The sequence below is a fragment of the Citrobacter freundii complex sp. 2025EL-00176 genome (assembly GCF_053309355.1).
This window is the reverse complement of sequence record NZ_JBRYHT010000003.1, coordinates 314,872-340,295: the sequence shown is the minus strand read 5'-3', so window position 1 is coordinate 340,295 and position 25,424 is coordinate 314,872. Positions and strand designations below refer to the sequence as shown.

The window sequence follows — 25,424 nt, the reverse complement described above, 5'->3', positions numbered from 1 at the left end:
TCAGTACACTCTCGTCTCAAGCCAGCCCTGCTTCTTAAGATGACGAATAAGAACCCGCCCCTCAGGGGTAAAGTCAGTGCCATAGCGAACAATACCCAGGTCCTGCAGTTCAGCATCAATTGCATAACGCAAATGCCCCGGCGTTTCCTGCTCCTGCATCGTGACCTGAATACCTTTTAACCGCGGTTCATACTTCAACAAAACCTGAGCAAGCGTGCTGATAAGCTGATGCGCCGTTCCTGGCATACCCTGGAGGATTTTGGTCATATCCGGCAGACCGTAGTCGGGTAAATGTTTGAGGCTACCGGCACGAGTATTCAAAATGCGCTGCATATTATCGAGGACGGACAAGATGACCTGGGTGTTTTCGCTGACTGCGTGCAAAGGAAAACCAGCGGAAAAATTACCCAGCAAGATGTCATAAAGAGAAGGCCGTTTAATCATTATTCATCCTCCGGCATCAGGAGAACCAAAGCCTGAGAATTTAATTCAATCACTCGCGCTTTATCAGAATCGAGATCTTCACGACCTAATACTACGCGCCATGAATCCTCAGACTGATCGGGAGAAATGAACATTCCCGCCACGCCAACATATTGCGCTTCCTTTTCGAGTGGAATATCGACAGTTACACTTTCACCAGGACGTACCCGAATATCTTTCTGAGCCAATAAATCTGCTTTCACCACCGTGCTGTCTTGCGCAAATAAAGACTGATAGTTTGCCGAATCAAATGCTTTACGATCTTTGAGTTGGTAAATACGTACGACTGTTGAAAGCGCGATGCCCTGCTCATTTTTATTAGCGGCTTCTCTGGCGGAAAGGTCCAAATGCAATGTTTTAATTTCCTTATAAAAAATTGACTTCGTTAATGACACCGTGCCTTCAGATACTTTTTGTGTCAGACCGCATCCGGTTACCAGACTGGCCATTGCGGTTATTACGGCAAAATTAATAGCGATAATCGCCAGTCTCATCGGTTTCCCTCCGCAGATCGTGTTGACTCAGGCACTGCCAAAGCCCAAGTTTAATCGTTATGAGTTGATTATTAGTTTCCGGCTTATCCAGACGCATTACCGCCGTGCGGCCGAGCTGTACTGCACGTTCGCTTTTATTACTGATAAGTTGAGCATCCGGAAGCGCCGAGCGAGGAATGCGTAATTGCAGCCTCGCATTCACTCTGGCACCTAAATAAACGTGCAGCAGCGCGAAAAAATCATGGTAAAGCTGACCACCGGGTAACCAGTCACGAACCTCATCGGGTGCATCCGTTGTCAGAGTAATTAGCACCTGACTGTTAATATCTACGGCGCTATGTCCCATGACCGGACGAGAATGGAGGCTAACGGGGTGCCGCGCACTCATTTTTAACGCCTTATCCAGCAGGATTAAGCGTTTATCATGAGGGGTCACGGTGATATTTGTTGTTGGCGATAATAAAGAAACCAGCGCGGATATTCCTTCCGCCGTACGCGTTGGCATTCTCATTATTCCCAACAGCGCCAAAAAACGCGATAGCGGGGCGTGCGTTTGTGTGGCGCATCCTGGAATCCCCAACCCGGTTAGCCCCAGTAAATATTGCGATGTTTCATCTGTACCGCCTGGGCGAAAGGTCGCTGGATAGCTGTATTTACGCCAGATTCGATAAAACTGCGTAATTAAGCGGTGATTAAAAATATCCAGAAACTCGGCGGCAACGTCCGCCCCTTCCTGACGCTGGGCGATATCATCCTGATAGGTTGTCGGCAGCGGCGATTCCACGCCATATAACCCCATAAAAGTGACCCTAACCGTTGGAGGAAGGGTGGTTTTTTGCGGATCATATTCTGCACTTTTTAGCTCCCCCGCCGGGAACCCCATTCCCGGATGAGGGCGAAAACGAACGGCATCGAAGCGCGGGCTTTGTTGGCTCCCAGTACCTGGCGCTTGCGGGTTCCACTGTTCCAGTAACTGGCAGAAACGATAAAAATTGGTACGGGGCAGGTTTTCACCAAGGCTATTTAGCAGCCGGGTAGCCGCTGGTTGTGATTCTCTTTCCATCGCAAGCTTTTCCCTGCCGGCTGTATGATTAAAGTAAGCTGATTAAACAAATGAATATCCGCATATAATGCAAAAAAGCGGTTAAGCATTTCTCCAAACAGATGAATATCGCCCTCACCGGTAAAACCGTTCTCATCAAGCGTTATTTCGATGTCCACCCCTCGTAGTAGAAATCCTTTGTCAAAGCGCTGTATTTCATGCTGTTGAACATCCATGATCGCATCCAGGCGACGATAATTAAGCTCATCATCCTGCCAGTTATAGAGAGACAACGTCCCCTTGAGCACTTCAGCGCTGGCCATCATATTCAGAAAGCTGGATCCCAGGTGGCTCAACACTCGCCAGTGAAAACGATCCTCAGCGGGAGGATAAGCGGGGAGAGTCGGTTTACACAGATTACGCACGGCCAGCGGCGTCTGGAGGATCTGCTCACAACGATTAAGCAATGAACTCTGCAACGCTCGTCTGGGTAGCTGACCGTTTGTGCCGGTCACTTTCAATGACACGGTTTCATACTCAGCCAGACGATCCCGCTCCCAGGCATCTCCTCCGAGTATCAGCCAGGTATCATACAATCCGGATACGCCGCGTCTGACGCGAGTATGGTAGTAACGTTCGGGCGCATTACGACGCATCATGCCTCCCTTGTGGCGAAAGCTGGTAAATGGGACATAGACGGCATTACGCGTTCGCTGCGAACCTGAAACCGCATCCACCGAATAAATTTCCGTGTGGCCATCCTGCAATCTGCGCGGACGCAGCAAATATTCGCTTTCAAGCCCATTAACCACCAGCGGATCGGCTTCCAGAGTGAAGAGATTAATAACCGGAACGCAATGAAGACGGATGTTTTCACTCCCCAGAGGAAGCTCAGAACTCCACTGTTGAGTCAGTACAGCTTCTATTTCAAAACACTCTATACCGGCAGGAAACGTTACCTTTTCCAGACCATTAAGAAGGACAAACATAAATTTTTCGCGGAACGTAAAATACTCAAGCAATAATTGCCAGCCGCCAAACGCCGTATCGCCTTTTGACCATAAACTGTCTTCACTGGCAAATCCGCCTGGGGAAAAGTACCCCTCCAGTCGAATACGTTCGACGCTGTTGGGGAGTCTCAAATAAAGAGAGGCCAGACGCTTTGTCAAAGCAAGGTGCAGCGCGTGGGTCACCGGCGCGTCACCGCTCAGATAAAGGCTGAGGCGCGCCAAATCGGTTTGCGACCAGTCCATCTGGGGATTGCACTTTATTCGCATACGGATGACCGAGCGTCCGTCAGGTTCGGCATCAATATTCACCGCCGTGACAGACAACGGATTGAGCGTGACGGGCTGAGTAGTACGATACTGACATACCGTTTTTTTTGGACCAACTGGCTGGGACAATACGCCAAACCCCGCATTAATCCGTTCGCTCATTTTCAGTACATCAATATCAGGTAAAAGCTCGACAATACTTAAGGAGGGAATGGTACGTAAGTAATGTGGCCACAGCAGACTCATCAAGCCTTCGGTAAATTCAGGGAGATGATCATCTATTTTGGCGCGCAAGCGTCCCATCGAAAATGCAAAACCTTCAAATAATCGCTCCACATACGGATCGGGAATGCCGACTTTATCCAGATCCAGCATCGCTGCACGATCCGGATGCGCCTGTGCAAACTCTCTTGCCGCTTCCCTTAAATAACGCATTTCCGCGTCATAATAACGCAGAGTTAAATCTTCCATTTTACTGTTCGCTTATTTAGTTTTAGCCACACAAGACGGCGGCTCTGGCGGGATCAATGGCGACCAAACCGGACAACAATGAGTCCATCTCTGGCGCCAGACGCGCTTTGTCACTTTCACTGCGGTTGGCTTTTAAACGCAGAAGTTTCAGCCGTCGCGCTTTGACTTCAAACAGCAGTTCAGGCTCCCATTGTTTGAGGGTGAGAGAGTGTGCTGTCGTATTCAACTCGCCAAGCAAATGGAGCGCGAGATCGTTGCGCCCACATTGTTCGGTCAGACGGGCCATCAACAACTGGCGTAACCAACGCTGTCGACGTGAAAGAATGCCAGGGCGTGTCTGAAGCCAGGCAAGCGTTGCCTCAACGCCTTCGCTATCTGCCAGCGCCAGCGCCTCGCTTTCAAGTAGCAGAATATCGTCATCCGCCCCAGCGGTAGTCGCAGCGACTTTTTCCGTCTGCCAGTCGCTTTCCTGCAGCACGTCACGGGCTATCCACTCGCGGGTGACATCATCAGCAAAGGGAGTTCCATCGTTAAAAGCCAGTGTTTCCAGACCCGGCATCCGATGTAGTAGCATTTTCAGATCGCTGATGATAATCGTGGCATTTTTATCCCATGGCGAACCCGCCCTGGTTAGCGCCTGATGAAGGTACCACTGCACGTCCAGCCAGAAATGATTCACTCCCTCGACAAATAAGCTGTCAGTTAACTCAATCAGTTCAGTCCAGTTTTGCTGTAAATACACACGCTTGAGCTGCGCGCGGTAATCACTCTTGGGTGATTCCAGGCGTGTACGCCCGGCGCCATCTGGCGGAGGAAGCTGGCTGACCGTATCGAGGCGCACGCTTTTCATCAAATGATGCGCCGCCAGCCAGCCATCCGGCTGATCGCTTAAGTATTTTGCCAACACCCGTGCCTGTTCCAGCAGCTCACGGCCAGAAGCAATACTTTTGAGGACGTGGGTTTCTGCGCTGTGCCGGCTGTGTTGAGCACTGATATTTTGCGGTACTAATGCCTGAGCGCCGCCAGACTGCGCCAGCCGATTCTCCAGCGCGCTATACAACGCCCCAAGCCCTGGACGAATACTCTCCTCTCGCTGACTAAACTGTTGCTCCAGCAGCATCAGCGCACCGGCGATCCGTTGCGTGTCAGGTCGTGAAACCTCGGGAAAACGCGCCAGACTATCCAGCATCCGCCCGCCTGCCAGCCATTCAAGGGCGGCCTTATGGCTGTTGGCTCTTAAGGGATGGAGAGAATCGCCATATTGCTGCATCAGGCCAGCCAGCAAAATCAGACCATCCGCCAGGCCGGACTCACCCTCCTGATGCAAACGCGCCCATGTGTAGTAGGTGACAACACGGACATCTTTACTAGTATGGGTCAGAATTTTTTCCGCGAGCTCAATGATGAGATCCGTTTGCGCGCCAGACAGTTTATTCACCTCCTCTCGCATACGCTGAAAATCATCATCATAGCCAGGATCTTCACCACCAGGGTTGGCTGCTGAAATGGGCAATAGCCAGTTTTGCCATAGCGCAGTCTGCGTTTGCGCCTGTTCCATTAGTGGCTGTTGTTCATCTGGCGAAGCCGTGCTGGCAGCCAGTAGACGTTTCAGAGCGCTCATTCTTCTTCCTCTGAGGAAATCTTGCTGCTAACAACAAAAATTGCTTCTGGTAGTTCAAAGTCGCGGAGTTTGAGTAATGCGAGCGGACCTTCACCTGCTTCCGTTCGCAGGGTGTAGTTCAGCGGCAATCCATCCTGCGCTGTCCAGCGCAGGTTAAAACCGCTGTTCACGCCAGCGTTATCGGTTATCTCCGCTTTCTCAAGCAGTCGGATCCACCCCCAGGTACCGGGGTTATCTGAGTAGATTCGGGTTCCCGTATTGGTGCTCACCCAGCTTAGGGTTGCCCCTGCCGCTTGCGTATCGGCAGGCCAGATAACATTTTTCCACGCTGGCATCTGATTAACGTAGGTGAGTTTCTGCCCATCCAGCACGAGGTCAGTCTGCATTACATCCCGGGCCGTTCCAGGACGCAGTTCAAAACGCATCCCAGCTTCTCCACGAATAAATGCAACATCCGCAATTTGACTGAGCTGGTCCATCGCCTCGAGGAACGCCGGATTAAACACCAGTCCCTGAGCATTCACCGTGTCGGCAACCCAGTGGCTTCCCTGTTTATGCAGCACACCGCTTAAATGACTTTCGAGAAAATGCGGGATCCGGCCATTATCGCTTCGCAGATACTGCGCCAGCAGCGGCAGAGAAGCCTCACTGCCAACATCGCGAAACGGATATCGTCCGCCGAATGCGCTGTTCCAGTCATTCACAATCAGCGCCTTCCATTGCGCATTCAGGCCCGCCGCGGTTGGTTGCAACACCTGCTGCCATGACTGTTCCAGCGGCTGAACAAACATAGTTTGACCAAATCCACTCCATGCTTGCCCCAGACTGGCCGCCACCAGATTGCCATAGTCACGCGTGGTGGTGAGATCGATGGTTTTGCCCTGAAACACCGTTTGCGCCAGGGCCTGACTCATTCCCTGCGGATCTGCAGCGTTAGTAATCTGCTGGAGTTTCAGCCTGACCTGCGTTACCCGGGTCAGGTAGGTTTGCAGACTCAGGTGGCTGATATCCTGCCCGGCCGATTGTTCATCCATCAATGCCAGGATTGGCGAGAAGGTACTCGCCATTGGGCCTTCTTCCCGCGCATGCTGGTCAATGGTTTGATGTTCTTTAGTGTTAAAGAGATCCTTTGCCGACTTCACCAGTGAGTCTGACAGCGCTTCACCGGTTAACCCTGTGCGTCCCTGAACGGCGAGCGTATTCATTAACGCAACCAGAGGAGACTGACGGATATCGGCAATCAACGTGAGTTGATCGATGGCATCGCTTAGCGTCTGGGTGCGCTTCCAGCGAATACTGTTGAGAAAATCGAGCCAGTTGTCGGCAAAATCCGTGAAGTAACGCTCGCTAAGACGCGTCTTTAATGCCTGGGGAGAGAGAGGGTCGCTTGCAGAATGCGTATCATCCCCCAGCACCTGATCCATTTCTTCCCGGCGGTTGTTTACGATTTTCTCTATGGCAGGCAAAACCTCCTCTTCCCAGGCTTTGCGGGTATACACGCCAGCCACCGAACTGCGGGTATAAAATACGTGCTCTGCCCGGGTATCGCCGGTCATGTCTTCCAGACGAAGATCGGTGTAATGCGGTGTTACCTGTTCAATGATTTTCTGATACAGGGCAGCTTCGCCATTGCGGATCCCCATCTGACGAATTAACAGCGTTCGCACCTGGCTAATAAGATTTTTATCGGCTGCTATTTTCCATTCGGGATGCGCCTGAAGGTGTTCTCCCCAGAATTGCCAGAGGCCTGGCCCAACGCCCTGCCATGATGCACGCGAAATACCCGCTCGCTCCGGCCAGTCTTGCATCAACGCCTGACTAAAAAATGACGCCTCCATCTGTTCAGGCCGGGAGAGCATCAGATACATTTTCAGCTGGTTGTAGGCAATCTTTGCCTGGGCAGCAAACTGCGCGCTGTCTGGAGCCAGTCGGGTTAAAGCCGTTAATTCCTGAGTAAGATGTTGAGCAGCTTCATCACGCAGGAGCGGAATAGCGATACGCGTATAACGCGGCCATAGCGCATCCAGCAGAGCATCATTTTGACTTAAACCGAAGCGGTAGTACCACGGCACTCCATTCTGCTGACGCCAGCGAAGCATGCCTGGCGTTTGCTGAAGAGCAGATAGCGCCGTAAGACGCTCGGCGAGCGGTTTATCCGGGCCGCCTGCCAGTCTCGCCTGATCCAGACTTTCGCCGATCAGATTGCGATTCGCCAGGAAAGACACCACCATTCCCGCCCCCCATAGCAGCATCAAACCGGCTGTACAGACTGCCAACACACGCATCCCTGAACGGCCTGTACGCTGTGCCTTAAGTTCAGCAGGTAACGCAGGGAGTGAATCAAGCAGCGCACGCCAGCGCTCATCACGCATCCAGGCATGCGCAACGCGCGCTGAATTATTTTCCGCATACTGGCTCAGGATGACCGCCGCCAGTGGCAAAGGCCGATGCGGGCTAAAAAAAGTGGACAACGATTCGCTGATGGCTTCTGCGCCAGGCATCAGCAAATTAGCCATTTTCAGTAAGAAGTTATCGCGGATATTCCGCGTAACCTGCTGCGTGCCCTGCTCCGCCATCTGCATTGCGAGCGAGGTCAACTGCGAACGACATAAAGCCGTGGTGCATCCTGCAGGGAACAAACACGTCGCAGAGTGCAGGGTTACGTCATCCCGTGTGCCATACAGCGACCAAAGGTACAACGGCACTCGCCAGCGAAGCGTGGTAAAAACAGCCTGAAGATGGCGGGCGGCATTATCTGTTTGTTCTGCGCTTAAAGAGACAACAGGTGCTGATTGAACCAATGCCTGCTGGTGCTGAAAGGTGGGGGTTACCCATACAATCCCATCCAGCGGGCGCCGATGCAGCTTGCGTATCGCATCAAACAGCGTGACATCTGGCGTTTCAGTGAGCCTACCTCCCCAGATTAACACCACGCCATCCCCTTCAACCCAGCGCAGAGAGGTGAGTTTTGGCACCAACAGCTCAACCTGAGAGGCATCCCCCATCACCAGCAGGATGCGCGTTTTGGCGCGCCAGCGGCGGCCGTAATTCTCTTTAAGTGTAGAGTGGAAGTTAATTAATATATTACTATCCAATGTAGTGGTTATATTACTTCCAACATTTGTCTTATCAGCTGATTTCCATGGCAAAAAAGAATAAACAATTGATTTATATTTTAACAATGGGACATACGATATTAACACTGATTTCAGCGCATTCAGCTGCCATAATTTAAAAAAATAACACAGCGCTAATAAAATAGTTGCAAGAATTATTATCCTTGTTGTTTGGTCCCTCACCCCCAAATACTTTCCGTAGTAAAAAATCACTGCATAGCATATCAAACCAACGACAACCAAAATACATAACCGACCAAATAGTCGCAACAAGGTAGACTTTTTCATATATCTATTCCTGATTTATAATTTTTTTACCCTCGACAATATAATTCTTCCATCCGATTCCGAGAATATTAGGTCAACAGCACTCACGTTTTTTCCATTTAATAAAGAGAACATCAGCATCATCCAAACATCAAACTCTCCGTGAATACCGATATATAACTCTGCATAATATTGCTCTAGCTTATCATTGTGTTCGTTAAGAAGAATGGCTACCTTAGCTACATCTTTTTTATCGCTATGTTTCCCTATCAAAAAATTGTCAACTATCCCAGCCCTAGCCTGATAAAAAATAAGATCGTTAAGATCTTTTAGCAGTTCACCTTCATTTGTAGAAATAGACCTATACAACCTTGCTTTCTCGACAATATTATTCTGTTTAACTAACATCGGCGGAGCAAAAAGAAAAGCACACATACCATCACCTGTTCTATGGTGCTTATCTTTGATATCCGTTGATTTTCCCCCTACAATAATTAGCCTGAATTTATCCTCCGTAACGCTTAGCCATCCATTAATATTTAATACATAATCGTTTAAGATAAATTCACTGTTATTAATTATATCATCAGAAAACCCAAGTTTTTTCCAGGCCAATAAAAAAGGTTGCCATATTGAAGTGCCTGATATCTGGCCAACAATAAAATTAATAACCAACCCTTTTTCAAAAGTAACATCCATTAATCTGGCCCTCATGGGAGCCAATAACTCATGGAATAAAGCAGTGTAATCAATCGATTCTGGAAAACGTAACGCCTTGGGTCCAATTGCATTGAACTCATTCGCTTCAAGTAAACTGTGTATCCGTGATTCTACGGGAAGTAGATAACTATAATCTACAATACTTATATAATCAGATGCCCATTCAGACCACTCACAATCAATATTATAACCTTCCGTTAATATCATTTCATTTTTTTCAAGAGACACACCCAGTTGAAATAACCTAAGCCCTATGTATATAATGAATGTTAAAAAAACACTTATCGATATTACAAAGGCATAATAAAAAAAATCACTATCATAAGTAATATAATAAAACAGAGTGAATAGCAGAACAATAGCTATTAACAATGAGAAAAAAACACCACTATCACGCCCCCACCTTATAGAAGGTACAGGTTGTATTTTCTTTTTGCTTGGGATATTCCAACTCATTTTAATTTACCAAATCCCGCTACAGGGAAGAGTTGAAATAACATAACAGCCGCATTGACACATACATTTATGTACAACTACTGGTTTTCCATCTGAGATCCACTCTGTAGACCCTTGGATTATTTTATTTACTCCATGAAATGGAATAGGGCATATAACAGTATCATCAAGCAATGCGACACCTAAACCATCGATAATTATCGTTGACGAAACTGAAATTACTTTACCACCACTACTTAATGGATCATTGAGTCTGACCAAGCCTAAAAACATAAATCCTCACTATAAAACAATATAACTATCCAGATGTGATTTTTTGAAAAAAAGATCACCCAGCATATTTATATAATAAGATAAAGTTCAGATAATAACATCTTACCTGGCAATAGATGTTAGCTTTAAAATTAAACCCACACATAAAATTCGTCTAATAGTAAAAAAACCACCATCCTGATTTAAGTAATCGAATAGATCGCCCTTGTTTCTTAAATTCCCTTATCTTTTTCTTGTCGTGTTTCAGAAGGTCAATATTGGTCACATTATCCCAGCCAGCAACAGTCAATATCTCTTCCGTCAGCTGTTCTTTCGGAAAAGGATGTCGTCGCCAGATCGTCCATATTGCGGGCAGGATATACAGAAAGGTCCCCATAGTCAGAAACATCGTTACCCCGCTCACTATTTTTTCAGTAACAACCCAGCCGTCCTGGTAAATAAACACTACCAACATCGTAATAATCAACAAAATAACGATCGAAATGGGGACTTTCATCGCGTCTATTCGTGCCCGTCGTATTCCCTGGTAGCACCACGGCGGCATGGTCAGCGAGCGTGCATGCGGCCGGATAAGGGCTTATACCAGATACTCCTCTCCCACCGGCGCGGCAATCAGCTCCACTTCCTCACCTTCCCGGCAATAGGGGGCGCCCAGCCACCCAGAAAACTGCCGGCCATTGATTTCGCCCGTAACGTACCACGCCGCCGCTGGAACCCTGTCTTCATTGCTCGCCACCATGCCCTGTGCCGTTGCCGCTGAGCCCGTCGAGGCCAGCACCATCGCGGCAGACGCCATGTTCTCATCCTGCCTGCTGAAATATTCCCACGTCTGCGGATAGGCTTTGGTGTCAAAATAGTGCGTCAGGCAACGCTGGTGGTAGTTTGTCACCACGCCACTGACCTTTATCAGCGGGGCTGGCGGGGGCAGTACCGGGTCCGGTGGCATATCGACCAGCGCTTTTGCCAGCTGTTGTTCTTCACGATACAGTTCCGCCAGCCGTTTTTTATGCTCCTTCTTGCCTTCCGATTCATAATGCGCAATGGTTTGTCTTAATTTTATCCATTCCCTGCGCTCCCGGAGATAATTCTCTTTCACATACCCTTTCCCCTTCTCCAGTCCCCGGATATAGGCTCTGGGCATATCGGCGAACAGTTCATCATCTTCTGTCATAGTATTTAATCTTTAAACTCCGGCTAATAATAAAAAAACCACCATCCTGATGTCATTACCCATACAGATTTTCCATTTTTTTTGAATTCTTTTATTCTTCTGCGTTTTAATCTTCGCAAATCAATATTGGTCACATTATCCCAGCCAGCAACAGTCAATATCTCTTCCGTCAGCTGTTCTTTCGGAAAAGGATGTCGTCGCCAGATCGTCCATATTGCAGGCAGGATATACAGAAAGGTCCCCATAGTCAGAAACATCGTTACCCCGCTCACTATTTTTTCAGTAACAACCCAGCCGTCCTGGTAAATAAACACTACCAACATCGTAATAATTAACAAAATAACGATCGAAATGGGGACTTTCATCGCGTCTATTCGTGCCCGTCGTATTCCCTGGTAGCACCACGGCGGCATGGTCAGCGAACGTGCATGTGGCCGGATAAGGGCATATACCAGATACTCCTCTCCTACCGGTGCGGCAATCAGCTCCACTTCCTCACCTTCCCGGCAATAGGGGGCGCCCAGCCACCCTGAAAACTGCCGGCCATTGATTTCGCCAGTAACGTACCATGCCGAAGAAGGAACCCTGTCTTCATTGCTCGCCACCATGCCCTGTGCCGTTGCCGCAGACCCCGTCGAGGCCAGCACCATCGCGGCAGACGCCATGTTCTCATCCTGCCTGCTGAAATATTCCCACGTCTGCGGATAGGCTTTGGTGTCAAAATAGTGCGTCAGGCAGCGCTGGTGGTAGTTTGTCACCACGCCACTGACCTTTATCAGCGGGGCTGGCGGGGGCAGTACCGGGTCCGGTGGCATATCGGCCAGCGCTTTTGCCAGCTGTTGTTCTTCACGATACAGTTCCGCCAGCCGTTTTTTATGCTCCTTCTTGCCTTCCGATTCATAATGCGCAATGGTTTGTCTTAATTTTATCCATTCCCTGCGCTCCCGGAGATAGTTTTCTTCAATATACCCCTTACCCTTCTCCAGACCCCGGATATAAGCCCTGGGCATATCGGCGAACAGTTCATCATCTTCTGTCATAGTATTTTGTTGCTCCAAAATTAAACCACAGCAGGGACTTCCGGCTCATCATAGATAATAAATGGCCAGTAAATTATTGGTTTTCCACGTTGTTGTTTTTTAGCGGAAGATAATTGACGTAAGCTTTCTTGCAGTGAACTCCTGGTCTCATCAATAAATATATTGATTTTTTCCGGCGCGTAACTGTCGATATCAATCGAACAATTATCCCCAAACAAGCCATTCTCAATCCACGACTGTAAGGCATCACGTGAATAATATTCCGTCAGAATATATTCAGCAACCATCAATAACAGGGCCACCTCCCAGGACGCCAATAACCCCACCCATTCGACGCCTAATTTTGTGAATTGTGGCGCAGCTGCTTTTCCCAGCCATACGGCTAATTCCCCTTCAGGAGTCTTCCAACCAAAGCGTTCAATCAGTACCGACATCAATTTCCCTTCTGCTTTAGCAATGATGGCAACATCGCTAAGTGTCTTGACTAAATATAATCCCGTAAATGCCCATTTTTTACTGGAATTCGGTAAACTAACTTTATTCAATAATGTGGAAAAATCTAATCCCAGCGAAATACCTGCACTTATCAGCGAACATCCTGCGCCAAACATTTTCATATAGTGGAGACTATTTTTCTCTTTAAGAATAACCTCCATTGCAGGGGTTGCAATATCAATCATCCCGCTCGCCGTTGCCGATATTGCGCTGACTACCTTCGCGTAGTTAGCAGGTTCATTTTTAAAATTATCGAGTTGGTTATACAACTCAACGACATTGAAAAATAAAACAAAAATTCTAATACTGGTCACCGCATAACCAGAAGATCCCGCTGGCTGGCTAAGATAATCTGCATAAGATTTTTCAAGTGCGGCATATTTCTTACCCGCCACCCGGAGAAGATCAGCCCGAATGGCTCTTTGCGGGCTGTAAAAAACAGTGCCGGTAATGTAAGCCCTGCGTTCCGTGGCCCAGCCAAAATATTTACTGAACAATATTTTGGTTTCTAACTCTGACTTTCCCGCAGACAGTGAGAAAAGGGCTCGAACAATGAGGTCATTCATGGTATTGAGAACAGGCCCAATCCGTGAGATTGAAAAAAACCTGGCCCCTACAGTTGCCATGTGCTGGTCCATTTGATACAGCACTCTTTTCGAAAATACGGCATTGCCAGTCAGAGGTTTTGAAATTTCACTCGTTGCTTTTTCAAAACCTTTAAATATTTTATTAAGTTTAGCGCCATTCTTCTCAAAAAAGTAGAGCACATCATTTTCAGAAACCGGCGCTATGCTACACTGACGCAAGCTAGCCAATAATGCCTCCGCATCTGCCATGATCTCTGGATTATTATAAAAATGTGTTCTCCAGACAAGATTCGTTTCACTTGTCGTAGTATATGCGTCTATCCAGTCATCCAGCAATTTTACACCTGATGACGACTCACCAAGACCAGCCATCGCGAAGGCAGCAATTTCACGATAGTTCGCGTTATCAACAGGATCGTTAGAGAAAAAATCCTGTAATGTTGTTATAAATAACGAAGCCTGTAACCATTCACAACGATAGCTAATCAGCTTCGCGAGCTGTTCATCAATTTTATGTGTTAGATCAGCACAACATTTATTAAAAGACTCCAATTTATTCTGATTGATCATTCGGGCATATTTAGACCAATCATTAGCTACCTGGTGTTTTTTATATACTTCATTTTGTTTCCCCTTTACCTGCTTTTCAAATTCTTCGCGAGTTAGTATATCCTTCGGGTCTGTTCCTTTAGATTTCTCATTCTGGGCATACATATCATAAGAATAATCCATTGCAGGAGGGGAAATATATGTTTCCTGGGGTAATACAGAAAGTTGAGCTGCAACATTCTGTTCCGAGCTTTTGTTAACAATCTCCTTAACTCCGTTAATTAGACTCTGGGTGCAGAACTCCAGGGCACGTTCTTCACCAAATATCTTCGCCATCGCCAGGACATCATTCGTCCATCCCGTCAGCTCATGCGTTATCCCTGCTGCATCATGCAGCGCCATCAGCAACGGCGTGACGGGGGAACCGTCTGGCTTTACTCCCCGTTCCTTCATCTGCCGGATTGTGTTTCCTGTCACTCCGCTCTTCCACGGGTACAATGTCTCCTGCAGCCCCGGCTCTTTGACTATGGCATAGCGTTCACTCACACACTGGCTGACGCGGATTTTAGTATGGGTACCATAAGGTAACTGCATTGCCGGACTCAGCTTACTTCCCTGCGGGACGATGTAATCCAGAACCCCTGCAAGATTGCCTGTCGTTGCCTCTGTTGTTTGCTCTGAAGTCTGCGGTGACGTCCAGTTTGATGCACTCAGGCGCTGCATTCTGCGCTGCCGTTGCCCGCCATCGCTTGCGTAACGCTCCAGCGTCTTTTCCGTCCAGGGACACTGTGTGAATGCTATCCAGATATCATTTTCCAGAACTTCATATGGCAGCGTCAGAAAATCCTTTCCGCCATTACTGTAGGTTCCCTGCCGACAGTCAGGCTCTGATTTCTCCAGAACATTTTTCGCCGACAGCTGTTTCCACAAACTGCCGTCATCACACACCGACCACGCTTCCCAGTCCGTCAGGTACGGATAATAGATATAGATATAGCCCCTGCGCATCGCACGCAGCGCATAATGATAATTTTCACTTTCTGCCGGATAAGACGACGCTCCTGGTTTTGCCCACGCCGGCAACGATTCTTTAATATATTCAGGAACCACCGCATAACGGACAGGTAGTAATGCCGGTCCCTGTGACATACAGTCACATTTATGATTTGTCATCCCTGTTCTCCTGTATATTCAAACTGTAAATCGCTTAATTAATGCTCTACACGAATTTCATTCCATTGTTGTTCTGTGACATGAGATATTATTTGAGTAAATTTTTCCTTCCCACTTAGGCTATTTATTTCAAGCAACCTTTTAATAACCCCATGATTATAAAACTCCGGAGCAATATTAATTGAACACTCACCCCACTTAATAAGATCTTCTTCATCATCAAAAGCACACATCTCGGCTCTTTTAAGTGACTGCTGCAATAGCTTAAATACCGCTGATTCCGAAAAACGTTCACTACTCAAATGCGCTAAGCGATAATTACAGATAATCCTGTTTTTTATCCCTATGAAATCTATATCACGCCAATTGCCAGCGCTTAGCGATAACGTATATGAAAGTCGCAATTGATTATCAGATTGATTTATTTTATTGATAAACTGCCCATCGCCATCAATAAAACTCCACACTTCGACTGGTCCTAACAAACGTTGTTGTTGCCAATCATCCAGGATGGATAAAAGAGAGATCATAATTGCAGGGTCATAATATCGAAGCAAAACATCTTTGCCATCACGCTGTTGGATAGCGAATTTTCCCAGGTAGGCAGCGAGATTGATAATATCTTCTGCACAAGTAAGCCAACCACAAACCATCCTGCCCTTACCTAGCAGTATCTCAGTAGGTTCGATCTCTTTCAGGGCCTGCATAATACTTTCATGTAGTATTGTACAATCCTCAGCTAAAGATAAATCCAGGGAAACCAAACAAGGCTCAAATTCTGATGTTAGATAACCATTAGCAACTGGTATCCTCACAACCTCTCTATCTATTATTTGGTTGTAGAATGATGAATCTTGACTCCTTAATCTTATAATTGCAGCATCAATCATTAATATGCAATTTCTATTTAGAGCTCTAAAACGATTAAATATTTCCTCACCAATATAATCCCCCTGATTTTGCATTGCCTGTAAGGAGTAATCATAAGTTATTAAAGATTCCTTCATTATTGGCCCTCCATCAACCCAGCGTTACCGCTGGGCTTTGTGTACCCCCCGCAGCATCAATGGCAGTGGCGCAAGGGTCCGGTAGCTCTATGCTGGCGTTCAATATTGCAGGCGCCATTTTTTGAATTCCAATACTCTTTACGCGAACGTTGCCAGGTGCCCCTACTTCTATTTCACCATCTTTAAGCCTGATATATGCTCCACCACAACTGAGCACTAACTCTGTCGCTGCGGTAATGATCACCTGCTCATCCTTGCTGGCTATACTCAACGTTTTCTTTGCCAGCAGATCCATTGCATCTCCCTGCGCCTGAATTTCCACTTTTCCTTTGCTGGCGAAAATTTTAATCCCCATCCACTGAGCGAAAAGACTTATTGTTTCTTTCACACTAAGGCGGAATTTTTTAGCGACACTGACATCTGTGTCCGCTCCAGAGGTCACAATGACATTCTCACCTGATGAGAGTTGGATACTGGCGGGAGTTACCTGCGCTATACCAGCAGGGGCAGAAAAAAGTAAAGCCTGTTTCTTGAGCTCTGTCATAGACTCCATCAACAATGCTTTTTGCCTCTCTATATCAGCCAGTTCTGCTTTCGCTTTTTCTGCCGCAGAGCGAATACCTTTCGCATCCTGAAGCGCAGCTTGTAAGCTAGCTAGTGCTTCATGCATATCTAGCTGCAAACCTCCAGCTAATTCCTGGCGATCGGCACTGATAAAGATCCCTTTCCCAGCCCGAATAGCTCCCCACTGGTCTGTACGCAGTTCAAAGCCCTCTCCCCGCAGCGCACGCTGTGCATCCACGTTATGCCCCAGATTAAGTTGCGTTTTCCCGCCATACTCGGTACTGAGCTTGACGTGCTCCTCACCCCGTTTGTCCTCCATGCGCAGCTTGTTGTTCGCGGGCGTGCGGATGACGTTGCGAGTATGGTTTGCCTGTGTCACGTGGTCAGGATGCCGGGAGTCATGCAGCACATGGGCGATATAGGGTCGGTCCGGGTCACCTTCATGGAACGCCACCGCCACTTCTGTGCCCTGTATCAGCGGGAAGTGAATACCGTAGGTGTCGCCGCCGTAGGGTTTGGCAAGGCGTACTGGCATACTTTCGTAGCCCTGTTGTTTAGCATCGCGGTCCGCATCAAACTTAACCCAATAAAGCCCGCTCTGATTTAAATGAGCATATTCATCATTCTTTTTCGGGCTTGAAACACGTGCCATTAGCGTGCCGCTAATCACTGGCCGCGCTTTGAATGGAGGTCTCCAACAGCGCGTTTCACTGTAAATGGTCGCCATCAACACCACTTGTAGCGCTTCCTTTCGGCTTGCGCTGAATGAAACCGCCGTAACCAGCAAGCTGTTACGCACACTAGCAGGAAGCGTTGGGACAGGTGTCGATTCCGTAATATTCAGGACCTGCGCCGGGCTGAGGCTCACATCGGTTGATAATCCAGTGATTGTCGCTTGTGAGGAGAGATAACGTTCATGTTCCAGACGCGCCCAATAATTCCCTGTCTCAGGCGCCGGCGAAACCTTATCACCCGTTTCAAGATGGCGTGGGCGATAGTGGTAAACATCCCCGTAAGTCACCCCGTCACCTTCACCGTAAGTCATATCGGCTTGTGCAGAAAATAATATTTTCTGAGCCTGGCGATGGTTATAATCCCCGGCTGTAACCGATGCCTGCACCGTAGACTCTTGGAACTGAATATCCCAGACTGAGTCGACTCCATTGTCATTCATTCCGGAGGGACTATTCAGCGGTAATGTTTTACCAAACTCCCATGCGCTTTGTTTGTCAGCAAAATAGATCACCTCAGTGCCAGCATCAGGCTGAAGCCGGAAGAAGAAGAATATTCCAACTTCAGAGAGCAGGCGTTCAATAAAAACCAGATCACTCTCCTGATACTGATTAATTTGCGCTCTTTTGGGATATTCCATTACCAAATCAAAATTATATTCCCAGTCTTTTAAACCATGCTCCTGTAAAATTTGAGTAACCACTTCAGGAACTGACATATTAATAAAGAAACGGTGTGTGCGAAATTGATTTTTCAGTAACGCGACAAAAGGCTCGATGATTATCTGATAGATAGCCTGGTCTTTTGAACCACTGATACGATGGAAAGATGTCACAATACCATGTACCATTTTGCGGGCAGTTAACTCATTTAACTTCCCCATCCCCATGGTTAATGTCGTTGATTTTCTGAGTATTGATTCGACCGCAATATCTTTATCCTTGCTGGAAAAATGTACTACGTATCGATACAGCGAACTCATTTCCTCTGTACCATTAAAGTTAATAACATCCAGTACAGACTTGCATGAAGGGATATACAATTGATAGCGATTCAGCGTATTGTCAGATATAAATGACATCCCGCCGCCAAGTGATTCATCCATTCCCATATATTTAACCCCTGTAATTTTATAAAGAACCACTTCCAGAACGAAAACTTACCCTCAACGCATTGTTTTTATTAAACTGACCAAATCTTTTTTCTTGTTAGTGACAATAGAAAAAGTAAATCGATGATTATCATTTGATATCCAAAGTTCTTCTCTTCCATTATCACTATAATCATAAAGATGAAAACCAAGACCTGTTAGATAATCACGAATAACTCCCACATCACCACCGTGAAAAACAATAAGATTTATTTCCCGTGTACTGCCATCAGGAGAAATATATTCAAAGCGATAATTATTTGATATTCTTGGAGCCTGCTTGATATCAATATCAGTGTAAAAATAGTAGTCAAAAAGATCGCTTTCACGATATTCTAATTTATCTGGCCAGGGTATTAACAGCGGTGACAAGAAAATCAAAACAATCGTCACCAGTATTATTTTATAGTAGTTCATTACCATTCACCTCGACAAAAATGAATAATAACCGCCATCCCCGGTGATAATTTCTACCCGACCCGAAGTGAAATCACTCCACGGTTGCACCCATGTCATAAATGAAGGCAGACTCCCTTTATAGGGTTTATGGACAGCACAGTTATCCTGGGGGTCAGGAAACAGTAATGGTAAAAATCCTTTATTCTTATAATTGCCTATCGGCCCATAAAAATCCCATCTACTCAGTGCCCGTTCTTTACTGACTAAGCTCAGTCTTGACGGGTAGTCTGAGGGAAGGATTGCCCGGTAGAAGCCTAAAAGATCGGAGGTAAGATCCTCTCCGCTAAACCCACTGTCGGTATACCAACTAAAACACCAATTAGATTGCAAACTTTCAAACAAGCGCGCCGTCATCATCATCATGGCTAACGCAATGCTGTTTTTCTCACATGCAGATAAACCTTGTTTGATACGCCACTTAACAAACTTTCCTGTACCAAACTGGCGATGATATACAAACATCTTTTGGCTATAGGTGACGTCATAATAACCATCACGACTTGATTCACCTCGTTTTATATCTAACAGTAGGTTTTTAATATCACTTCCCTGTGCATGACCTATATCTATCCATCCCAATATTTCGCTGTAAACAAGCCCTGTTTTACAATCCAATGTCCATTCGGAAGGTTCAATAATATCGTTACGTTTACTCATCATTAAACTCCAGCATCATTCCCTCTTCATCACTCCAACTTAAAGTGAGTTGCTGAGGTTTTTGCTGCCGGGAAAGATACGTTAACAACTGCTGACTGAGTACAGGTAAGATTTGTTGATTCAGCAGACTATCGATATTCCTCGCCCCCATATCCGGTAGCAGGCAAGCGGCGGTCAGAGCATCAAAAAGGTTCTCGGATATCGTTGTGGTGATGCCGTAGTGACGCAGTAATCGCTGGCTAACCTGATCCAGTTTCATCTGTACAATCGTACGTAACGCAGATTCACTGAGCGGATGGTAGATAATCGTCTGGAAGCGGGCCAGTAGCGCCGGCTGGAAATGGTCACGCAAAAGTGGGCGCAGCATTTCGTGCAACTCTGACTCGGTGGTTTCCGGCTGTTCTTCCAGCAGTTGCATCACTGCGTCGCCGCCAAGATTGGAAGTCATCAAAATAACGGTATTGCGAAAATCAATTTCACGACCTTCGCCGTCACGCATGAAACCACGGTCAAATACCTGGTAAAACAGGTTCATGACGTCGCGATGCGCTTTTTCTACTTCATCCAGCAGTACCACGCTATAGGGGCGTTTTCGCACCGCTTCGGTCAGGATCCCTCCCTGTCCATAACCCACATATCCCGGAGGTGAGCCCTTTAGCTGGCTCACGGTATGCGGCTCCTGATACTCAGACAGATTAATCGTGATCAGCGATTTTTCACCGCCAAAGAGAATGTCAGCCAGGGCCAGCGCGGTCTCTGTTTTGCCGGTTCCGCTTGGCCCGGTAAGCAGAAACACACCCTGTGGGCCGTTTTCCGGCGTAAGCCCTGTTTTTGAAGCCCGCAACCGCTGTGCGATTGTATTCAGCGCATAATCCTGCCCGATAACACGGTTTCCCATCTGGGTTTCAAGCGTCAGTAAATCCGCCTGGGAATCCTTCATTAATGAAGACAAAGGTACACCGGTCCAGTCGGCGATCACCGTAGCAACGGTGCGCGCGTCTACATCCGGAAACAGTAACGGATGGCCCTGCTGAAGCACACTAAGCTGCTGCTGCAATTCAACCGTTTCCGCCTGACGAGAAATATCACGGCGGCTGGCCAGCAGTTGCTCAGTGAGCGTTAATTCCTGGCCGTACTGTGTTTCGCGTTCATCCAGTTCGACAAGCAGACGATTTTCCCGCTGTTCAATGCCGGCCAGCCTTTCACCATGCTGACCATTTCCTACCGCGAGGTCTGCAAGCAATGCCTGCTTTTCAATTTCAAGCGCAGTGATCTCCGACTTCAAACGCGTCAGTGGTTCAGGAACGGTATCAAGGCTCATCCGCACTCTTGCACCTGCGGTATCCAACAGGTCGACGGCTTTGTCGGGTAATTGCCGCCCGGTAAGATAACGGCGAGAGAGCGTAACGGCGGCTTTAACCGCTTCGTCGGTGATGTGAACGCCATGATGTTCTGCATAGCGTGATTTCAGACCACGCAGCATTAAACAGGCAGTGTCATCATCCGGCTCATCAACTTTAACCATCTGAAAACGCCGCTCCAGCGCAGCATCACGCTCAAAATACTGTTTATATTCGCTCCATGTGGTCGCCGCGATGGTTCGTAGTTCACCTCTGGCCAGAGCGGGTTTTAGCAGGTTGGCTGCGTCAGCGCCCCCCGCCTGATTACCGGCCCCGATGATGGTATGTGCTTCATCGATAAAGAGCAGAACAGGCGTTGGCGATTGCTGAACGGCATCAATGATATTTTTTAACCGCTGCTCAAACTCACCTTTCACTCCAGCGCCGGCTTGTAACAGCCCAAGATCCAGCGTGCGTAGCGTTACTGATTTCAGGCTATCAGGCACATTACCTTCAGCAATACGCAGCGCCAGCCCCTCCACCAGAGCGGTCTTGCCGACGCCAGGTTCCCCGACCAGAATGGGATTATTTTTTCGCCGCCGGGACAGAACATCCACCATTTGCCGGATTTCATTATCGCGACCAAATATCGGGTCGATAGCGCCGGCACGCGCTTTCGCGGTCACGTCCAGCGTAAACTTATCGAGCACGCCTTGTAATGCTGGCGACAACGTCGACTGAGCAAGGCCTGGACGTACTTCGTCATCTGGAGAAACCTGCACCAGAGCGGCTTCTTGCTGCCTTTCCGGACGTTCATCCGACTGGAAATTTAATAGCGGCAGAAGCCGTTCCAGTTGAATATGTCCGGCACTCAAAAGAGGCCACAGGCCGTCACACTGCAATAGTGAAGGCTTTCCTACCAGCGCCATCAGCAGATGTACACCACGTATCTGCGAATTTTCATCCGTTGCGGCACACAACCACGCTTGTTGCATTAAAGAAAGGAGCGCATCAGACAACTGCGGGCGACTTTTCACGGAACGCGGCTGAACATCCAGATGCGCCAGCAATGACTGCCAGAGATTGTCGATATCCCATTCATAACGACGAGCAATGACAGTGATATCGCCCTCTCCTTGCTCCAGCAGCTTTAGTAACCAGTGTTCGGGCGTGATTTCTGCATGCGCGCGCGTCTGACATAACGATGCCGCTGCTTCAAGCGCCTGAGCACAATAGGGGTTTAGACGTCGTAATAGCACTGCTGACTGGTGTTCCATTTGCTTCCTGACTCCCTGTATTCAGGCACGCTACCGCCCGTGGCCGTAATCCAATGCCCATAAGGTAATAGTTGTGTTGATACTCTCTGCTTAACCCCCGCCCGGACGTTCAGCAGAGGGCATAAAAAAACGGATGAGGAAATCCTCATCCGTTAGTGCGTTACGCGGTGGTACGCTCGTTCCAGGCGTCAGAATGGATGATATTGCCATCCTTATAGGTCCAGACGATCTTCTCGTAGCGCAGTTCAATCTGTTCCAGGTGGTTATGCTTCTCTTTAGCGGGATCTTTAATGTCGTACATCACAGGGTTTACTTTCACCACTTTCACGTTGTGCAGCGTGGTGTTGAAGTATTCAACTTCCTGACCCGCATCATTGATGCGATACCATTTGAACTCTGCCTGACGCAGGGTCTGACCGGTGGTTACAGCCTTGTACAGATACGGGCTGGAGGCATCGATTTCCTTAGTGAAAAGGAACGGGGTATGGATGCGCGTTCCGGTCAACTTACCGGTGTTGTTATCCGTAGGGATGTACAGGTTATGTTCCTGGGCCACGACTTCGATACTGCCCACACGCTCTTTCACATCAACAGAGCCTTTAATATCCGCGCCGCCGTCGTCTTTCAGCCAAAGGTAGACTGGAATTGCCATAACTCTTTCTCCATTTTTACTTCGCTAATGCGTCACCGCCTTGCGGTGACGGTTCCTTCATGTCCGGCACCCGACAGGCATCAGCCTGCGGTACCAGACTGATCTCTACACGGCGGTTGGCAGCCCGACCCTCCGGCGTATCGTTGCTTTTGTAGGGACGTAATTCGCCATAGCCCTGAACGGCAAAACAGCTCTCCGCAACATCACCGGTATCGCGCATCCAGTCGCGAACAGATTCCGCACGTTTGAGAGAAAGCTGCTGATTAGATTTATCGTCACCCACATCATCGGTATGTCCGGCGATGACTATCAGCCAACCGGGTTTAGCTTTGATATTGACCAAAGCCCTAATAAGTACTTTTGTTGAACCGGCTTTTAACGCCCATTTGCCCGTATCAAACAGCGACATACTGTCCAGACGTACGGTTTGCGGGGAGGTCGCTTTCGGTTTTTCAGGTGGTAGCCAGTCGCTGATGGCGGCCAGCAAAGGCGGGATCAATCTCATCCCCTGATACAATCCCATTGAAAGAGAAAGGGGTTCACCTCGCTGATACCAGCGATCCAGCCGCTGCGCATCCCGACGAAGTTGATCCTGAGCCTGAATCTTTGGTTCAGCAGGATTACCACTAAGATGGCGGTATACCGTCAAATGATCGTTGGTGATCCTGATGAGATGTTGGTTATTGATAAAGCTGCATGTCATTGCCAGCCCGACAAAAAGGCCGCACAGAAGACCACTTACGCCCACCGTTCGTTGAAAAGCTGTCAGCGCCCGACGGCGGGATAAAAAAGGCAACGCTAAATCAGGAAAAGGCAACGCTAAATCAGGAAAAGGCAACTGTACGGGCGCTGCTGACGCGGCAGGAGGAAGCGTTGTTTGAGCCGTGATATGTCGTTGCCACAGATTATTTTCACAGGCCGCTAATGAGGTGAAACACACTACCCGTAAAGCAGAGAAAAGAGGCAGAGCATGGCGCTCAGTGTCGCCTTGTACCTTCTGCAGCCATCCCAGTAAGTTATCTAGCCACACTGCATGTGTAAGATGAAAATGGCGAGCCGGGCGCTCTTGCGAAGAGAAAGGCGCAAAGTCGTCTAATCCCGTAGCCGACTGCACTTCCGCATCCTGAGGCGTACGAATAAACCAACGTACACTCTCATTGCACTGAGGAGAATTCAGCCAACAGCACAGCCAAAACGGCGGTATACCTGATAACCAACGCCGGCTCTGGGCCACCACACGCCGCCAACTGAGCAGCATATGCTTAAGCGCGTCTTCATCATTATGCCGTTCTGGAGCCAAGGCCAGCATCACGGAAACGCGCATAAGAAGCCCCGGACGCTGCGTAGCTAACTGACGAACCAGAGCAATATAATGCTCCGGGGACTGGACAGATAAATACCAGCCCTGTGAACTCTCGCAAGAATCGCCGCGCCCAGTAAACAAGAGGTCATTATCGCCACACACCAGCACAACCGGCCCACTGAAACTCTCAGGAGGGAGCGGAACTTCATGAACCGAATGAGCAGACTTCAACTGACCATACTGACGCCAGCCATAAACCATCCCAGGAATGAAAAGCAGTAAAATAAAGACGGTAAGCCCACTCCTGACGCCCGCACTTAACGGACTAAATCCCCAGACCAGCAACAAAGCCAGCACGACCGCCAGCACATAGTTAACGATCCCTCGCAACTGAGCCATGTCTTACCCCTGCCCAATAAGCTGAGCTACCTGCCCTTGTAAGACATGAGAAAATGTCAGCCACAGGGCACCCAACGCCAGCACACCGACAATCCATGCCAACCACCAGCGACGCTTACCACCTGAGAATCCGGAGGCCAGCATGATAACTGGGGCATCGTGCTTTAACTTAAAAGGCATCGCCTGAGTCGCCAGCGCTTCAAGAACATCTTCACGACGCTCGTCACCTTGCTCACGATAGCACCCAACAAAACCGAGCGTGATTGCACGATAAAAGCAGGTTAATACGGCGATATCAGGAACGGATTCGCGCAGAACGGTACGGATGCGCTCCCAGAGCTCTTCTCCTGCATTGGTCGTGTTGAAATAGCGGGCCTGTAAGGGGGTCGCTAGCCAGGTGGTATAACCGCTATCCTGCCGATTGCGGTTCAACACGCTTTCATCCAGTAACGCACATTGCGTGTAGAGCATGTGTTCAACGCTGCGTTCGCTGTACCCCATCTCACGCAATTCTTCTCGTGCAGAATCAACCCATTGGCAGGCCTGGCGATAGAAAACAGCCCCATCATCGACTTCAGCCCCGCCACGTAACTGGCTTACAGCAAGCAAGGTTGGCCAGAACACCTGATCAATATCCTTATTCATTTAT

The 25,424-nt window shown here is 48.2% G+C and carries 20 protein-coding genes; all 20 read right to left on the bottom strand.

The genetic code is table 11. The annotated features are described in order from the left end of the window. Positions 1–444 carry a type VI secretion system baseplate subunit TssE gene (gene tssE / locus ACVXHP_RS10565; protein WP_316128975.1) on the bottom strand — a complete coding sequence of 148 codons (444 nt, stop codon included), beginning with the start codon at positions 442–444 and terminating at the stop codon, positions 1–3. Continuing rightward, positions 444–977: a type VI secretion system lipoprotein TssJ gene (tssJ, locus tag ACVXHP_RS10560; protein ID WP_447571408.1), complete on the bottom strand. Its 534-nt coding sequence runs from the start codon at positions 975–977 to the stop codon at positions 444–446. Before tssJ ends, tssE begins: the two co-directional genes overlap by 1 nt. Continuing rightward, positions 952–2,040 carry a type VI secretion system baseplate subunit TssG gene (gene tssG, locus ACVXHP_RS10555; protein WP_447571407.1) on the bottom strand — a complete coding sequence of 363 codons (1,089 nt, stop codon included), beginning with the start codon at positions 2,038–2,040 and terminating at the stop codon, positions 952–954. Before tssG ends, tssJ begins: the two co-directional genes overlap by 26 nt. Then, on the bottom strand, positions 2,001–3,767 hold the full coding sequence (tssF, locus tag ACVXHP_RS10550; protein WP_447571406.1) for a type VI secretion system baseplate subunit TssF: 1,767 nt from the start codon (positions 3,765–3,767) through the stop codon (positions 2,001–2,003). Before tssF ends, tssG begins: the two co-directional genes overlap by 40 nt. Positions 3,768–3,789: 22 nt before the next feature. After that, positions 3,790–5,388: a type VI secretion system protein TssA gene (tssA, locus tag ACVXHP_RS10545; RefSeq protein ID WP_447571405.1), complete on the bottom strand. Its 1,599-nt coding sequence runs from the start codon at positions 5,386–5,388 to the stop codon at positions 3,790–3,792. After that, positions 5,385–8,792 carry an ImcF-related family protein gene (locus ACVXHP_RS10540; RefSeq protein ID WP_447571404.1) on the bottom strand — a complete coding sequence of 1,136 codons (3,408 nt, stop codon included), beginning with the start codon at positions 8,790–8,792 and terminating at the stop codon, positions 5,385–5,387. The genes tssA and ACVXHP_RS10540 overlap by 4 nt, the downstream gene beginning before the upstream one ends. Positions 8,793–8,807: 15 nt before the next feature. After that, positions 8,808–9,947, bottom strand: coding sequence for a hypothetical protein (locus ACVXHP_RS10535; protein WP_447571403.1), 1,140 nt, complete (start codon positions 9,945–9,947; stop codon positions 8,808–8,810). Between the two features lie 6 nt (positions 9,948–9,953). After that, positions 9,954–10,220 (bottom strand): PAAR domain-containing protein, encoded by a 267-nt coding sequence (locus tag ACVXHP_RS10530; RefSeq protein ID WP_447571402.1) that lies wholly within the window; start codon positions 10,218–10,220, stop codon positions 9,954–9,956. A 154-nt stretch (positions 10,221–10,374) separates the two neighbouring features. Further along, positions 10,375–10,716 carry a hypothetical protein gene (locus ACVXHP_RS10525; RefSeq protein ID WP_447571401.1) on the bottom strand — a complete coding sequence of 114 codons (342 nt, stop codon included), beginning with the start codon at positions 10,714–10,716 and terminating at the stop codon, positions 10,375–10,377. Positions 10,717–10,797: 81 nt separating this feature from the next. Beyond that, positions 10,798–11,391: a hypothetical protein gene (locus ACVXHP_RS10520; RefSeq protein ID WP_447571400.1), complete on the bottom strand. Its 594-nt coding sequence runs from the start codon at positions 11,389–11,391 to the stop codon at positions 10,798–10,800. A gap of 23 nt (positions 11,392–11,414) precedes the next feature. Continuing rightward, positions 11,415–12,431 carry a putative type VI secretion system effector gene (locus ACVXHP_RS10515; protein ID WP_447571399.1) on the bottom strand — a complete coding sequence of 339 codons (1,017 nt, stop codon included), beginning with the start codon at positions 12,429–12,431 and terminating at the stop codon, positions 11,415–11,417. Positions 12,432–12,451: 20 nt separating this feature from the next. Continuing rightward, positions 12,452–15,235: a T6SS effector BTH_I2691 family protein gene (locus ACVXHP_RS10510; RefSeq protein ID WP_447571398.1), complete on the bottom strand. Its 2,784-nt coding sequence runs from the start codon at positions 15,233–15,235 to the stop codon at positions 12,452–12,454. A gap of 38 nt (positions 15,236–15,273) precedes the next feature. Next, a complete protein-coding gene (locus ACVXHP_RS10505) occupies positions 15,274–16,242 on the bottom strand; it encodes a DUF4123 domain-containing protein (protein WP_447571397.1) in 969 nt (322 codons plus the stop codon). A 13-nt stretch (positions 16,243–16,255) separates the two neighbouring features. After that, positions 16,256–18,649: a type VI secretion system Vgr family protein gene (locus ACVXHP_RS10500; protein ID WP_447571396.1), complete on the bottom strand. Its 2,394-nt coding sequence runs from the start codon at positions 18,647–18,649 to the stop codon at positions 16,256–16,258. 54 nt (positions 18,650–18,703) lie between these two features. Next, the gene (locus tag ACVXHP_RS10495) at positions 18,704–19,105 is read right to left on the bottom strand and encodes a hypothetical protein (RefSeq protein ID WP_316128963.1); all 402 of its coding nucleotides are present in this window, start codon (positions 19,103–19,105) and stop codon (positions 18,704–18,706) included. A 6-nt stretch (positions 19,106–19,111) separates the two neighbouring features. After that, the gene (locus ACVXHP_RS10490) at positions 19,112–19,804 is read right to left on the bottom strand and encodes a hypothetical protein (protein WP_316128977.1); all 693 of its coding nucleotides are present in this window, start codon (positions 19,802–19,804) and stop codon (positions 19,112–19,114) included. Further along, positions 19,797–22,421 carry a type VI secretion system ATPase TssH gene (gene tssH / locus ACVXHP_RS10485; RefSeq protein WP_316128962.1) on the bottom strand — a complete coding sequence of 875 codons (2,625 nt, stop codon included), beginning with the start codon at positions 22,419–22,421 and terminating at the stop codon, positions 19,797–19,799. Before tssH ends, ACVXHP_RS10490 begins: the two co-directional genes overlap by 8 nt. Before the next feature lie 160 nt (positions 22,422–22,581). Then, positions 22,582–23,073 (bottom strand): type VI secretion system tube protein TssD, encoded by a 492-nt coding sequence (gene tssD, locus ACVXHP_RS10480; RefSeq protein WP_316128961.1) that lies wholly within the window; start codon positions 23,071–23,073, stop codon positions 22,582–22,584. 16 nt (positions 23,074–23,089) lie between these two features. Beyond that, the gene (locus ACVXHP_RS10475; RefSeq protein WP_447571395.1) at positions 23,090–24,775 is read right to left on the bottom strand and encodes an OmpA family protein; all 1,686 of its coding nucleotides are present in this window, start codon (positions 24,773–24,775) and stop codon (positions 23,090–23,092) included. Between the two features lie 3 nt (positions 24,776–24,778). Beyond that, positions 24,779–25,420: a type VI secretion system protein TssL, short form gene (tssL, locus tag ACVXHP_RS10470; protein ID WP_447571394.1), complete on the bottom strand. Its 642-nt coding sequence runs from the start codon at positions 25,418–25,420 to the stop codon at positions 24,779–24,781. Positions 25,421–25,424: the final 4 nt, after the last annotated feature.